The following is a 13,795-nucleotide window of genomic DNA, read 5'->3' as shown; positions in this document are numbered from 1 at the left end:
TATGCAACTAATCGCAAACTGTAAAACATGTAAAAATGAGATTATCTTTTACTCTTCGGCTAAAACTCGGAATAAGTTGGCCCAAAAAAGAGGGGAAATGATTAATCTGAAATGTAAAAAATGTGATTCTTGTTCCAATTACCATGTAAACTCAATAAAAGCAGAGGTCAACACTAAAATCTTAGTTATTGCATTCTTAAGTTTTCTAATAACTACTATTATATTGACTTTGGTAATATGGAATTATACAACAAAGCTCTTAAATATTTATACTATTAGTGGTCTAGTAGTATTCATGACAATTCCCTATCTCATATTTGAGAAAATAAAAGATAACCAACAATTTAATGTTATGTATTTTAATAATTATGAATATGTATAACTAAAAAAAATGTGATCTAACATGCAAACTACTATTAAAAATATTCTGTTCATTATTCTTTTCTTAAACTCTTTCAATTTAATTGGAAGCTCAATAGATGATTTCGTATCAAATTCTTTTACCTACTCATTTTCTGTAAATGATTATTCCAAAACACTAAGCAAGAACGAAATCAATTCGTTAATTGGAAAAATAAATGAAATAAATAGAAAATCTGATATTGAATATTCAGTGTGTATCATTTCATCTTTAGAAAATTATGATATTAGAGAGGTTGCTACTTCAGTAGGTAACTATTGGGATATTGGAGCAACAAAAGATGGAGAGGGAATTTTGATATTAATTTCAACTCAAGACAGAAAAGCATTTATTGCAACTAGTACAAAAACAGCATTAAAAATTCCGAATGATAAGGTTCAAGAAATTGTGAATGCTAAGTTATTACCTTCATTAAAAGAAGTGCAATATTCGGAAGCTATATTGAATTCTATAAAAACATTTGAGGATAAAACTAATACTAATGAGAGTTCAGATGTTTCTTATTATTTAGGTATAATAATTATAGGACTTCTTATAATCTATATACTTTATGATTTTTACAAATTAGATGGATTTAAAAGGAATAAAGACAGAATTAAGTTTTCAGTGAACGCTAAAAAAGGTTCAGCAGGTACCTGGTCCCCTTCTGGAGGAAGTTCGGGTGGAAGTACGGGAGGAGGTTTTTCAGGAGGAGGAGCTGGAGGAAGCTTTTAATTAAAGACTTTGGTCTTATAATAGGAGATATAAAATATATATAAAATCAATAACAAAACACAATGAGATTAAATATCCTATTTCTATTATTATTCTTTCCCTTGCTAATACAAGCCCAAAACCAAATCATTGAGTTTAATGATCTTACATCTATTATTGTAGAGTCACAACAAAGTAATGAACCACATGTAAAAGGAGGGCATACCATATATAGCCTATGTTTTACTAAAAATGAAAACGGAGACTTTATATCTAATGAAATAGTTTATCAAAAGGATAAAAAAAATAAAGTTAATAGACTAAACAATACAATCACGATATCTAAAAAAGCAGTTGAAACTTTCCTTTATTCTTTAAACGAGGATAAAAGTCAATTTAAGTTACAAGATTTAGGACTTGCTCATGAAAAGTTAGATACAAACATTAATGTAGATCATTCATCAGCGTTGACATTTACTAAAACAATCAATGATGATTTCTTATTTGATATTGATTCATTTTCATATTGTAATTCATTCCAAAGTATTAAGAAGCATATTATTGGTGGTAAGTTTTTTACATTAAAACTATTGACTAAAGAGGGTAAGGAGACAATTCTGGATATCAGCACTGGTGACTTAAATTTGAATAATCCGATAAGGCTTAGAAATTATTTTATTGTATATCCAATGCTTAAAGGCAAATTACCAACAGACTTTTTTAATCACGAATATTTCAATGAAGATAGATTACTTCTAGAATTAACCAATTATCTTAAAGTCATTGAATGTGAGGATTATTACTATGAAGAATTTAAAAAGCAACATCCTGATAGAACACACCAAGAAAATAGAATGAGGGTTGGGTGGGATTTTGAAGAGTATTTTAAAACAAACAAGAAATAGAATATTAAATATATACCTATTAAACAAAATTCTAATTAAGGAGATCTCACGGTAATTTATGATTGATGTTAAACTTATCTACTTCTTCCTAAACAATAAAAAACAAAGTGAACATATTCTCATACCATTTAGTCAAACTTCCCTTTTTCTTTGCCATAAAGAAGATATTCTCGAATCCAATTTCTAATAAAACAAAAGGTCTGATACATTCAGAATATATGACAGCCATGACTTTAGGTTCGCCTATTATTTCTACTTCTAGATTTCTAATAGGACAAGTAGCTGTATTTATGCAATGGGAAAATGAGACTGCACTAGTTAAATATTTAGAACAAGACAGCTTTGGACAAATTTTAGCCAAAGGCTGGCATGTACGTTTGTCTTTTATTAGAGAATGGGGAAAGTTTAGTGGTTTTCAAATACCAACTAATAAATCACAATTAGATAGTGCTACCTCACCAGTAGTTGCGATTACAATTGCGAAGATGAAACCTTTAGCAGTTCCAAGATTTATTTATTGGGGAAGGCCTGTAGAAAAACTTGTAAGAGATCATCCGGGAACAACGCTTTCTCTAGCATCAGTTAAGTTCCCCAATACAGTATCTACGTTTTCGATTTGGAAAACTGAAAAAGAAATGAAAGATATGGTTCGTGGTCATAGTGAAGTTCAAAAGCCGAAAAGGCATTCTGATGCAATGAAAGAAAGAGAGAGAAAGAATTTTCATTTTGAGTTTACTACTATAAGATTTAAACCAATTGGAGAGTTTGGAGAATGGAAGGGAAAAACAAAATTTATTCCTAACCAAAAAATTAATCATTAATGGGAATCGCTAATAAAAACCAACACCTCCAAGATTGGATTACTCAACAATGGGTCATACTTTTTGGTGAAAAAATTAGTAAATCGAATCATAGTTGGCTTATTGGTCCTTTTGGCGGAACCGATGGCATTGGGAAAAAGTTTATTCATCAATTAATTAAAGATGAGGGACTTATAATTAGTCAAGATAAAGCTAATAAAGGGTTGATAGATTCAATTAAACACCTTAATTTGTCTGAGGATGAATTAGGTAACTTGCATCCAAAAGTCGTTGATTTTTATCAAAATACAAGTGATTATAATCTATTGTTAAAAGCAAAATGGACTCCTTTTTTCAAGTTTTTTGGGATTCTAGTGCAGAAGATATTTAGCAATAGAATTGAGCAATTGAATGTGCCAATTCAGGACATAAAGGATTCATCGGGTTTAACAAATGAAATCATTAAATTATTGGATGCTAAAACTAATGAAGTCAAAAGAACCATATGGTTGAGAACATTTAAAGCATCTGGTCAAGTAGTGTATTCCGGAGTTTATGATACTTGTCGATTACCCAATGAACAAACTTGTATAAAAGCGGTTTTTCCTTTACCCAATGGAAATGCAACGGTTATTTTATCTCCAAGTGTTGGAAATAAAGGAGAACTCATTTTGGATTCATCAGGTGAAAAAATAGGAGATAGCGGGTTTTACTTTTTACTTAAGGACTCAAAAGGTCAATTATGGACAAAATTCATTAAGTCGTTCAAGGATCAATTGGTGGTTAGTTGTCTTAATAACAGAATTACAGCTATTCAAACTTTAACTTTGTGGGGTCTTAGGGTTTTGAAATTTGAATATGAGATTATGAAAATAAACAATTAATAAGGTTATCTGGCAAACATGAAAAAACTAACTTTAAAAATACTTGTTCTCTTTTCTTTAATGAGTTGTAGCAACTACGAAAGTGATATTTACATTAATGCAGAGCATGAAGCTATTAATGATATTTTAATAGAGCTGATCAAATTCAAAGAGATAAAACGAATCAAAACTAGGGGTGATGAAAAGAGTAAACTATATATTATATCAACTCTAGATACCGTTACAGCTCAAATTTTTAAACCTGAAGGTTATTTAGTTGGGATGGAAGGGTTTGACATAACTAAAGAAGAAATCGACCATCAAAAAAAGGAATATGAAACGATTTTAGAAAATTATTGTGAGGAGGAAAAATTATTTAGAAAGTTGAAAAATGGAAGTATCAAAGAACGAGAAATTCATCATGTTTTTGATGATGAATATTTTGATATTTGTTTAATTCCCCAAGAAGAATTTAAAGGTTTTGAAACTAATACTGATGAACTAGGTTATTTATTCATTTCAAGAATAGTTTTTAATAAAGATTATACAAAAGGCTACCTTCATTATAGTTTTGCTTGTGGTATTGGTTGCTTTTGGGACAACAATATTGTAATTAGTAAAGTAAATGAGAAGTGGACGATTACAAGGTATTTCTCGGGTGGAATTTCCTGAAATCTAAATCAGATAAACAACTACTAAATTGACATCTAAAATCAACTAATAATGAGAAAATACTTTTTAATTCTATTACTAGCTTCTAGCTGTAATTCTCATAGATTATTATATCATCCTGAGGGTAAATGGATATTTAATTATCAGCTTCATGAAAATTTAGATTCTTCAGTGTCAGTATATACTAAACCAATATTAATTGAGTTTGATGAAGGAGGAAAATTAATATTTTCTCAATTGGGTTTTAAAGAATCAACCAATACTTGGTTGGTAAATGATGATACTTTGATTTACAATTCAAATAAATCAATAATCAAAAAACTAAAAAGGGATTCTTTAATCTTAAAAGAAAATAATGATTACTATTATTTTTCAAGACCCAAAAAGAGAATCATTAATCAATCGAAGACAGAAATTGAAAGCATATTACAAACAAACATTTGGATGAATGATCAAGGTAGGGAAGTAGAGTATTTTAATAATAACACTATGATAGAATCTGATATAACATATAATTATAATTTAGAAGATACAACAAAATCAATTACTCTTAATAATTGGGGAATAGCTGAGTTTAATCAAAATTATTATCTTTTTTATTATAAGGATTTAGCAACAAATTCTGGAACAAAAGAAGCCATTTATCAACTTCATTCTGTCACAAAAAAATCTTTTTCATTTGTAAATGAAAGCGGAAAGATTATTTCTTATTACAAGAAAAAAGAAGAGTTTGAAAAAGATCAATCTTTATTTAAAGGTAAATGGGTGAGTCGCAATTCGAAAGATAAAAGATATAGACGGTATGCTAGGGACTTATATTCGAAAGATGAAAGTATGATTTTATTTGATGGGGATTTAATAATGGAGATTAGCGATAGTATTTTGACTTTTCAGATAGATACCCTTAGAAAAATAGAATATAATTGGAGAATAAATAAGGAAAATAATATCTTATTTTTAGATAAAAAAACTACATTAGATAATGGTAAAGAAATCGTGCTCAATATTGATTATATATATTTGAATTCTGTATCAACTGATCTCATAAAATCTAGATTAGAAAATTATATTTTATATGATGAGTTAGATGATCAAAAATCTTATTTACTTAACATATATCAAGATTTCCAAAAAGTAAAGTAAACATAACAAATTAAGCAAAACTCTTTAAAAGCTTGATTTAATATTTTAGGAATTTAATCTTCAATTTTTTTAAGCAAACAAACATGAAAAACATATTTTTATGTCTACTGACTTTCTGCATCCTAGGATGTAATGCTCAAAAAGAAACTAAAACTAAGGAACAAGATCAAGTAGATCTAATGAATGCGAAGTCTTTCAAAGAACTGAGAACAAACTTTAAAACATCGCTTATTAAAGAAGTAAAAGCACCTCAATATTTTAGTGAATTTGATACTCCACCCGAAAATGTTAAAGTTGAAACGTATGAATCAGAAGGATTAAAATTGAAGGGTCTTCTGAATACAAAAAACATCGATTCGACAAAAAAAACTAAAGCTATTGTTTATTTACATGGTGGATTTGCCCTTAGTTACGGTGACTTAAGAGACTGTCAACCATTTATCGATGCTGGCTACATTGTTTTTGCACCAACTTATAGAGGAGAAAACGGAAACGATGGAAATTTTGAATATTTCTATGGTGAAGTAACCGATGCAGAAAATGCTGTCAAATGGCTCTCTCAACAAGATTATGTAGATGCTGACAATATTTTTGTCTTTGGCCATAGTATTGGAGGAGGAATATCTACATTACTAAGTTTAAATAATAACTGTCCTTCAAAATTAAATGGGAGTTGTTCTGGTTTATACATCAAAGAATGGTTACCGTATTTGATCAAAAGAGAATCTATTCCTTTTTCAATTTCAGATGATAATGAATTATTGGTAAGATGCCCGATTTATATGTTGGAATATCTAGAAAGAAGACATCTTATGTACATTGGTACTGACGATAAGTACGAAAATATTGATGCATTCCTATCTAAAATATATAATGATAAAACTCCAGAGAACTTCAATCTTATAGAATTGGAAGGGGATCATTTTTCTAGCCTAAAGCCTTCTATGGTGAGGTTTATTGATGAAATTGAAAAAGTGATGTAATATTATCCAAAAATATGATTCATTAAGGATTTCAAACTTATGAGAAAAATATAATACTTATTATTTCTTTGTTTGATAATTAATTGTTGTCAAACAATCAAAGAACATAAAGTTGATCAAAATATCGAATTGCAAGAATTGAGTGGTGAGCTTTACTTTAAGTTCTTATGTTTGAGAGCTATTATGGTATTCCAAAATCAACTATAACCAAATTTGAATTAATGATAGATAGCTTGAGAAATCAAGAAAGTATTTCTCTTGAGGATCAATTGTTAATAGAGAGATTTAATGTATTGAGAAATAACAACTTGATAAACAAACCACCTTTTCATTTAGAAATTGATTCATCACAAATTATAACGGCATATCTTGATGAAAAAGAATATGAAAAGATCAAACAGTTTGATAGACAAAAATTGATCAATGAAAAAAAGAAGGTGAATATCGTATTTAAAGGACAGGTTATCAGAGATGATATTCTAGATTGTTATAAAATTATTTCTACTGAAAAAATTAGAGGGAAAAACATATTGGAGAAAATAAATTTCGAATTCAATAAACTATGAAACATAGCTTAAAACTAATACTGATTACTTTTATTAGTATAAGTTGTATGACATAAAATAAAGAAAAAGATATAGTCTTTGAGACCTTCAAAGAGTTAATTGAAGAAAAAGGTTATAAGATCGATTCAGTTGATGAAACGGGTTTGATCTTTATTGAATCTAATGAAATCACCCTTGAGGTGAGTTTAGATAATACAAGAAAAAACTACAATAGAGATAAAGACATTTCACATATCCACCATTTAGTTGAGACTATAGAAGATTATGTTTTTCAATCGCCTGATTGGGAGATAATTAAAGACAATGTTTTAATATCTCTATTTCCAAGTGAATATAAAATCAATGATATACTGTATGATTCGATCACAGATCAGTTTAATAAAGGCTATGTGTATTATGAATCTCCTAATATTTCAATGATTAGCAATCAATAACTAGTTGATTGGCATATTGATAAGGAAATTCTTCAAAAACAAGCGGAGAATAATATGTCAAATATTGTAGAGGAAACCAAAATCATTGAGAAGGAGATAGATAATGCTACTCTAATTTATTTTGAAACCAATTTTGATCCATTTAAATCGGCACTTTTGTTCTCTAATGCTATGAGAACAAAACTAATTGAAAAGTATGGATCACCGTTATATGCGGTACTTCCAGTAAGAGACTTTTGTTATGTTTTTAAAGAATCTGATAAGGATTATTTATTAAACCGATTAGGTGAGGTGGTTAAGAAGGAATATGAAAAATCAGGTTATCCTTTAACAAAGGAGGTATTTAAAATAACATATTCAGATATAAAGACTATTGGAAGTTATGACTAATTGCACCTTTGAAATTTAAAAAAATTATGTTTTAAAAACATCATTAAATAATAATGAGTGAACAACTAATATCTCAAGCAAAGAAATATTTACAGAATGATGACGGATTATCTGCCATTCAAACTTTAATGAAATCCAATTTGGAAATAGATCCCAATACCAATTATCTGTTGGGTTATATCTACATTAACGGAAATGACTATTCAGGAACAAAGAAAGATATAAGGAATGGAAAGAAACATTTACTTAGAAGTTTAGAGTTGGGGAATGCTGATGCTGGTCTTGAGTTAGCTAGCCTCTATTATCTTGGTAATGGAGTAAAAGAAAATGAAAAGTTAGCCGAAAAATATTGGCAAATGTCATGGGATCTTGGAGATGAATTGGCAGGTTTTGAATTGGCTAATTATTATTTCGATCATCAACTTAAATTGGATAAAGCGGTTGTCATTTATAATGAACTAATTGCTATGGATGAATTTGTGGATAATAGTCATTATAAATTGTTTAAAATATATGAATCAGGGTTTGAAACAATTGAAAAGGACCCTAAACGTGCACTTAAACATTTGGAAGAAAGTGCTAATAACCAAGGAGTAAATGCTTGTATGACTCTTGGTTTAAAATACTACAGAGGAGAAGAGGTTTCAAAAGATCGCGAAAAGGCAATAGAATTAGTTTCTAGAGTAAAAGATAATGATCTATTCAAACAAGAAATTGAAGCGATTTTGAACAAAATGTATCAAAATGAAGATTTATAATGCGAATCGTTTATCAATGGGAAATAACTTAAAACTTAATTAAATATAAGATCTTTTCAGAAGTAAATTATCGACAAGAAAAATCTGATTAATGAAAAAAAGAATTGTCATAGTTGGAGGAGGCCTTAGCGGATTAACACTTGCCTATTTATTCTCAAAAAAGAATATAGAGACAAAGGTATTAGAAGCATCAAATAGATTAGGTGGTCGTATCCAAACTATTAAAGGAGCTTTGGATACTCCTTTAGAATTAGGCGCTACATGGTTTTCTGATGCACATCAAAATGTATTATCTCTACTCGATGAACTTGATATAAAGAAGTTTGCACAATTCACAAAAGGAGTATCGATTTACCAAACGGATGTTTCTGTCCCCCCTCAACAATTTATTGTACCAGAATCAGAAATGCCTTCTTATAGAGTTGAGGGAGGTACACAAAATATAATTGATACTTTAGTTAGTTATTTGAATCAAGAAAATATACAGCTAAATACCTATGTGACTTCTATAAAAGAAAAGGGAGATGAGTTAGAAATTGAAACTTCAAGTGGGCAAGTAGTACAAGCCGATAAAGTGATAATATGTTTGCCCCCTCAATTAGTAGGTTCAAAAATAAAGTTTACACCTCATTTACCCGATTCCTTAAATAAGTTATTTCCAACTGTTCAAACGTGGATGGCCGGATCTATAAAATTTGTATTGGAATATGATCGTCCTTTTTGGAGAGAAAAAGAGTTATCAGGATTGTTATATAGTAATAACGGAATCATCTCTGAAATGTACGATCATACAGATTTTGAAGAAAATAAGTATGGATTTACAGGTTTCTTAAATGCTGGAGCAGCTTCCTATTCACAAGAGAAAAGAAAAGGTTTCGTTTTAAATCAATTATCCACTTTGTTAGGTGATGAAGTCCTAAAACTTTCGAGTTATCATGACAAGATTTGGAATGATAAATACCTCATCAGTGAGAATCATATCATGAATAGCCCTCATCAGAACAATGGTCATCCTTTGCTTCAGGAAAGTTACATGAATGGTAAGTTGTTCTTTTCGGGAACAGAAACTTCAAATAGATTTGGAGGGTATATGGAAGGAGCTATTCTTTCTGCGATAAGAGTAGTTGATCAAATAAAAATCTAATGTTTTGCTCTTCTTTATTTCTGTTGTTTTAAAAAATCAAAGAACTGTCTTTTTGTGACACGGTAAATTGCTTTTATGAAAAGATCAATAATCGCAATATCACTGTGTTTTTTTGCCACAATACTGGCAGGACAAACTATACCTAACAAAATATCTTCAGAAACGCTTAAATACATTGAGGCTGCTGCTGAAGGTGATCACTTAGCACTTGAAGGTGGACATATGGCTTTGGATGGTCATGTAATGCCTTATCCTTTTTTCAAATCGCATGAAGTCTTGTATTTATACAGGCTTAGTCAGCTTAGACATAATGTGATATGGAAAGCAGACAGTGTCTATTATCAAGAGGATTGGAAAGAGGGAAATGAATTGATCAAGGCAGGGAAAGAAGGACAGCAAAAAGTACCAGCTTCTTATATGTCGGGTGACAGACACTCTACTCATTCTTATTGGCTTGATATACCCAAACTACCTGAGAAAAATGAGAAGGAACGTTTCTTTTGTTTAAAACCAATGGAAATGAGTTTGGTCGGTTGGCCAGAAACAACAATTTATATTAATGGAAAAGCGAAGGCATCACTTTTAAGACAACACTTTTATTGGTCATTAGATCAATTGATGACTGGGGATAAAGTAGAGTCGGTATGCTTAAAAAGCTTTGGAGTTTTTGATAAACCTAGAGGCTATAGAGAAATTAGTATCGTAGAAAGAAATAAAGAGATTGATCAATTGTATTGGTACCTAAGAGTATTGGTAGAAGCTGCTAGTATTCTAAAGGAGGAGGACAATGGATATACAGAAATACGCCAACTAGCCGATGAGGTGATGGCAGAAATCGACCTCGATATTTCGGGAACAGTACTATTCGATCTTCAGTTAAAAAAATACTTACCTCAACTCGAAGAGAAATTCCAAAAGATAGTTGCCTTAGCAGATAATCAAGTTACACTTTATATGCTGATGCATGGTCATTTGGATAGTGCTTGGCGATGGACTTTAGCACAAACAGATGATAAGATTCAAAGATTAGTGATGAACAATCTGTATTTAATGGATCGCTATCCAGAATACAAGTATATGTTCACAATGCCTTATCACTATGAGCGTCTAAAAGAACTTTATCCAGAATTATATGCTCGAGTATTAGATAAAATTGAGGAAGGACAATGGTTGGCTAATGGTGCAACTTATGCAGAACCAGATGTGAATCTTCCAGGTGGTGAAAGTATTATTCGTAACTTCTTATATGGTTTGACAATTTTCCGTGAGGAGTTAGGAATGAAAAATCCAGTTTTATTCCTTCCAGATACCTTTGGTTACCCTCCATTTTTACCTCAGGTGGCTCAAGGGTTTGGAATTAATCATTTGATCGCCATGAGAGTAAATACTCCTAAAATAGATCATAGTATTTATCGCTGGAAAGGAATTGATGGATCAGAAATATTGGTTAATGCACTTACCACTCCAGCATGGGAATATCCTTTTATTAGTGCTGTTCATGGTAATAGAGTGCCTACTCCTGAATTAATTACCACTTACAACGCTCCAGATCCTGGACCCCGACGTCTAGTAGGAACATGGGAACGATTTAAAGATGCTGATGCAACCAACAAGCAATTATTATTAATTGGTTGGGGAGATGGCGGAGGTGGAGGCACCGAAGATCAACTAGAATTGGCACGATTGGTTAAGGATTTACCTTCCATCCCGAAAGTAGAATGGTCGAATATGTATGACTATATCCAAGAACATGTCAAAATAAAAGACAATTTTGCAGAATACAATGAAAGAATTCTTCCTAGAAGATGGATTCAACGCACATTCATGATGGCCAATGGCATCAAGATGCAAAATAGAAAAGCAGAGCAACTATTACGAGAAACAGAAGCTTTATCAGCTTGGGCAAGTCAATCGGGGTATACCTATCCAAAAGAAGAACTTACCACGATTTGGAAAGAATTATTGTTGTACCATTTCCATGATATTATTACAGGTATGGCAGTTCCGGAAGTGATGATCAAAACAAATGAAAGTTTAAAAAGAATAAACGAACAGGTATTAAGTTTAAGAACAAAAGCATGGGATCATTTGGAACAACAAATAGCCATGGAACATGATGGATTATTGGTGTTTAATTCTTCTGGGATTCCCCAAAGTGGTGTAATGACTTTAGGATATAATGGAGAAGCAAAATGGAAATTGGTCGATGAGAATAACAATGAGGTCAATTATGAAGTATTGACTAAAGGTCAAATAGCCCTCAATTTGCCTGAAATCCCTGCCATGAGTTATGCTAAATTATATTGGGTGAATGGTGAAAAACCTTCAACTATTAAAAAAGAGTTACTAGCTAGTAAGAGAGTATTAGAAAATACCCTTGTAAAAGTGAAATTCAATGAGTTTGGTGAGATCACGAGTTACTATGACAAGGAATTAAAGAAAGAAGTTGTTCCTGATGGCAAAGTGCAGAACCAAATGTTGGCACAACCACATGAAGTAGAAAAAGGTCCAAAAGTAATTCTAACAAAAGCCACTTTTAAAAATTACAAGAAAGGTGCGTTAAGCAGTAGTTTGGAACTTAATAGATCGTATGAAAATTCAGGGATTCAACAAATTATATCCCTTAAGAAAGGAAGTAAATTACTCACCTTTGATACAAAATTAGATTGGAATGAAAGAGATCGACTAGAAGTTGATTTCCCATTGTCAATAAAAAATGATTCGGCAAACCACGGTATTCAATTTGGTTACATGCCTGTGAGTAGAGGAAAACTTTTAGCAACTGATTCATTAGAAATACCAACTTGTGTGCATCAGTGGGCAGATGTCTCTGATAATGATTATGGTTTTGCTATGATTGATAATACACGCTACGGCTACAACTTAAAAGAAGGAGGAATCCGATTAGTAATGAGCTATGGACAAAGAAAACATGATTATTCAGAACTCAAGAATGTAGGTTGGGGACAAGATGCCTCAGGTGATTTAGGAGGAGAACATTTTTCATATGCTGTATTACCTCATCAAGGTAATTTGACCGAGGGGAAAGTGATTCAGACTGCGAAAGCCTTTAATACAGAATTACTTATTAAACCACTTGAAAAGCAAAAAGGTGAAGGAATGATCAATAGTTTCTTGTCAGGTTTACCTGATAATATTGTGTTGCAAACGATAAAGCAATCAGAAGAAGGAAAAGATATTGTTCTTCGTTTGTATGAAACAAATAAAAAGGAAACTAATTGTCAGCTAAAAATCATTGGTCAAAAATCAATGGATATGTTTGCATCTACTATGGATGAAGGCGAGCGTTCCGCCATAGAAGTAAAAGAGAATACTTGTTCTTTAACTTTTGCTCCTTTTGAAATCAAGACGATCATCTTATCTCCTCAGGAGAATAATAGTAAGACAGTAGAATAATAAATATTGTGGGTGTAAGAGGTGAATGTAAGTAGCTTCTTGCACCTATAATGTCACATCATTTAATGATTTTATTAAATGAGCATTTTCATTTCAATTCAATTTTTATAAACTAACTATAAATGCTTATTTTGTATAGAAATAACTAGGAGTGTATCAATTTTTTAAGCAAACTAATGAAAACAATAACAATTTACTTTTTACTAAATTTATTATGCTTTAATGCATTTAGCCAACTAGCTACAATTAACGATGTCGATGGTTATACAAATATCCGTTTAAAACCAATTGCAGGAAGTGAAATTATAGGAAGAGTATTTGATGGTGATTTTTACCATTGTACTGAACTGATAGGAGATTATTACGAAATTTTTTACGAAGAAAATACTTCTGAAAAACATAAAGAAAAGTATTGGAAAGGTATCAATATTCACCATCCTGTTGGATATATTCATAAAAGCCGAGTTTTAATGGTCGATCAGTTACTTACAGTAAAGAATAAGGTTATTGGTGATGATAGGTTATTAAAAACAATCAATTAATTTATAGATATATTGGAACTGGTTTTTAACTTTCGGAAAATAATTCACTAAAAAACTTAAACAT

General features: G+C 30.9%; 14 protein-coding genes. All 14 read left to right on the top strand.

Annotated elements, in window-relative coordinates; translation table 11 throughout:
- The first annotated feature begins 403 nt into the window (after window positions 1-403).
- The 14 genes from MY04_RS05995 to MY04_RS05930 all read left to right on the top strand — a co-directional run bounded on the left by MY04_RS05995 (window position 404) and on the right by MY04_RS05930 (window position 13,731).
- Window positions 404-1,135, top strand: a complete 732-nt coding sequence (locus tag MY04_RS05995; RefSeq protein ID WP_066207652.1) for a TPM domain-containing protein — start codon at window positions 404-406, stop codon at window positions 1,133-1,135.
- Between the two features lie 62 nt (window positions 1,136-1,197).
- Window positions 1,198-2,019: a hypothetical protein gene (locus MY04_RS05990; RefSeq protein WP_066207649.1), complete on the top strand. Its 822-nt coding sequence runs from the start codon at window positions 1,198-1,200 to the stop codon at window positions 2,017-2,019.
- Window positions 2,020-2,126: 107 nt separating this feature from the next.
- Window positions 2,127-2,840, top strand: a complete 714-nt coding sequence (locus MY04_RS05985; RefSeq protein WP_066207648.1) for a hypothetical protein — start codon at window positions 2,127-2,129, stop codon at window positions 2,838-2,840.
- Window positions 2,840-3,703, top strand: coding sequence for a hypothetical protein (locus tag MY04_RS05980; protein WP_066207644.1), 864 nt, complete (start codon window positions 2,840-2,842; stop codon window positions 3,701-3,703). Before MY04_RS05985 ends, MY04_RS05980 begins: the two co-directional genes overlap by 1 nt.
- A gap of 18 nt (window positions 3,704-3,721) precedes the next feature.
- A complete protein-coding gene (locus tag MY04_RS05975) occupies window positions 3,722-4,354 on the top strand; it encodes a hypothetical protein (RefSeq protein ID WP_066207642.1) in 633 nt (210 codons plus the stop codon).
- A gap of 51 nt (window positions 4,355-4,405) precedes the next feature.
- On the top strand, window positions 4,406-5,497 hold the full coding sequence (locus MY04_RS05970) for a hypothetical protein (RefSeq protein ID WP_066207641.1): 1,092 nt from the start codon (window positions 4,406-4,408) through the stop codon (window positions 5,495-5,497).
- Between the two features lie 83 nt (window positions 5,498-5,580).
- Window positions 5,581-6,480 (top strand): alpha/beta hydrolase, encoded by a 900-nt coding sequence (locus MY04_RS05965; protein ID WP_066207636.1) that lies wholly within the window; start codon window positions 5,581-5,583, stop codon window positions 6,478-6,480.
- Window positions 6,481-6,701: 221 nt separating this feature from the next.
- Window positions 6,702-7,046 (top strand): hypothetical protein, encoded by a 345-nt coding sequence (locus tag MY04_RS05960; RefSeq protein ID WP_158297584.1) that lies wholly within the window; start codon window positions 6,702-6,704, stop codon window positions 7,044-7,046.
- Between the two features lie 143 nt (window positions 7,047-7,189).
- The gene (locus MY04_RS05955; RefSeq protein ID WP_066207631.1) at window positions 7,190-7,480 is read left to right on the top strand and encodes a hypothetical protein; all 291 of its coding nucleotides are present in this window, start codon (window positions 7,190-7,192) and stop codon (window positions 7,478-7,480) included.
- A gap of 54 nt (window positions 7,481-7,534) precedes the next feature.
- Window positions 7,535-7,870, top strand: coding sequence for a hypothetical protein (locus tag MY04_RS05950; RefSeq protein WP_066207627.1), 336 nt, complete (start codon window positions 7,535-7,537; stop codon window positions 7,868-7,870).
- 53 nt (window positions 7,871-7,923) lie between these two features.
- On the top strand, window positions 7,924-8,628 hold the full coding sequence (locus tag MY04_RS05945; protein WP_066207626.1) for a tetratricopeptide repeat protein: 705 nt from the start codon (window positions 7,924-7,926) through the stop codon (window positions 8,626-8,628).
- Between the two features lie 91 nt (window positions 8,629-8,719).
- Window positions 8,720-9,772: a flavin monoamine oxidase family protein gene (locus tag MY04_RS05940; RefSeq protein WP_066207624.1), complete on the top strand. Its 1,053-nt coding sequence runs from the start codon at window positions 8,720-8,722 to the stop codon at window positions 9,770-9,772.
- A 75-nt stretch (window positions 9,773-9,847) separates the two neighbouring features.
- Complete coding sequence (locus MY04_RS05935) at window positions 9,848-13,189, top strand: alpha-mannosidase (RefSeq protein WP_066207622.1); 3,342 nt, start codon at window positions 9,848-9,850, stop codon at window positions 13,187-13,189.
- A gap of 176 nt (window positions 13,190-13,365) precedes the next feature.
- Window positions 13,366-13,731: a hypothetical protein gene (locus MY04_RS05930; protein WP_066207621.1), complete on the top strand. Its 366-nt coding sequence runs from the start codon at window positions 13,366-13,368 to the stop codon at window positions 13,729-13,731.
- Window positions 13,732-13,795 lie beyond the last annotated feature (64 nt).

It is taken from the genome of Flammeovirga sp. MY04 (assembly GCF_001682195.2).
GTDB lineage: Bacteria > Bacteroidota > Bacteroidia > Cytophagales > Flammeovirgaceae > Flammeovirga > Flammeovirga yaeyamensis.
Note: the sequence above shows the minus strand (reverse complement) of the source record. Positions and strands in the feature narration are given on the sequence as shown.

What these genes read in the sequence shown, in the direction of transcription:
- MY04_RS05995 (WP_066207652.1), top strand. Translation starts at nt 404, where the DNA reads ATGCAAACTACTATTAAAAATATTCTGTTCATTATTCTTTTCTTAAAC.
- MY04_RS05990 (WP_066207649.1), top strand. Translation starts at nt 1,198, where the DNA reads ATGAGATTAAATATCCTATTTCTATTATTATTCTTTCCCTTGCTAATA.
- MY04_RS05980 (WP_066207644.1), top strand. Translation starts at nt 2,840, where the DNA reads ATGGGAATCGCTAATAAAAACCAACACCTCCAAGATTGGATTACTCAA.
- MY04_RS05975 (WP_066207642.1), top strand. Translation starts at nt 3,722, where the DNA reads ATGAAAAAACTAACTTTAAAAATACTTGTTCTCTTTTCTTTAATGAGT.
- MY04_RS05970 (WP_066207641.1), top strand. Translation starts at nt 4,406, where the DNA reads ATGAGAAAATACTTTTTAATTCTATTACTAGCTTCTAGCTGTAATTCT.
- MY04_RS05965 (WP_066207636.1), top strand. Translation starts at nt 5,581, where the DNA reads ATGAAAAACATATTTTTATGTCTACTGACTTTCTGCATCCTAGGATGT.
- MY04_RS05960 (WP_158297584.1), top strand. Translation starts at nt 6,702, where the DNA reads ATGATAGATAGCTTGAGAAATCAAGAAAGTATTTCTCTTGAGGATCAA.
- MY04_RS05950 (WP_066207627.1), top strand. Translation starts at nt 7,535, where the DNA reads ATGTCAAATATTGTAGAGGAAACCAAAATCATTGAGAAGGAGATAGAT.
- MY04_RS05945 (WP_066207626.1), top strand. Translation starts at nt 7,924, where the DNA reads ATGAGTGAACAACTAATATCTCAAGCAAAGAAATATTTACAGAATGAT.
- MY04_RS05940 (WP_066207624.1), top strand. Translation starts at nt 8,720, where the DNA reads ATGAAAAAAAGAATTGTCATAGTTGGAGGAGGCCTTAGCGGATTAACA.
- MY04_RS05935 (WP_066207622.1), top strand. Translation starts at nt 9,848, where the DNA reads ATGAAAAGATCAATAATCGCAATATCACTGTGTTTTTTTGCCACAATA.
- MY04_RS05930 (WP_066207621.1), top strand. Translation starts at nt 13,366, where the DNA reads ATGAAAACAATAACAATTTACTTTTTACTAAATTTATTATGCTTTAAT.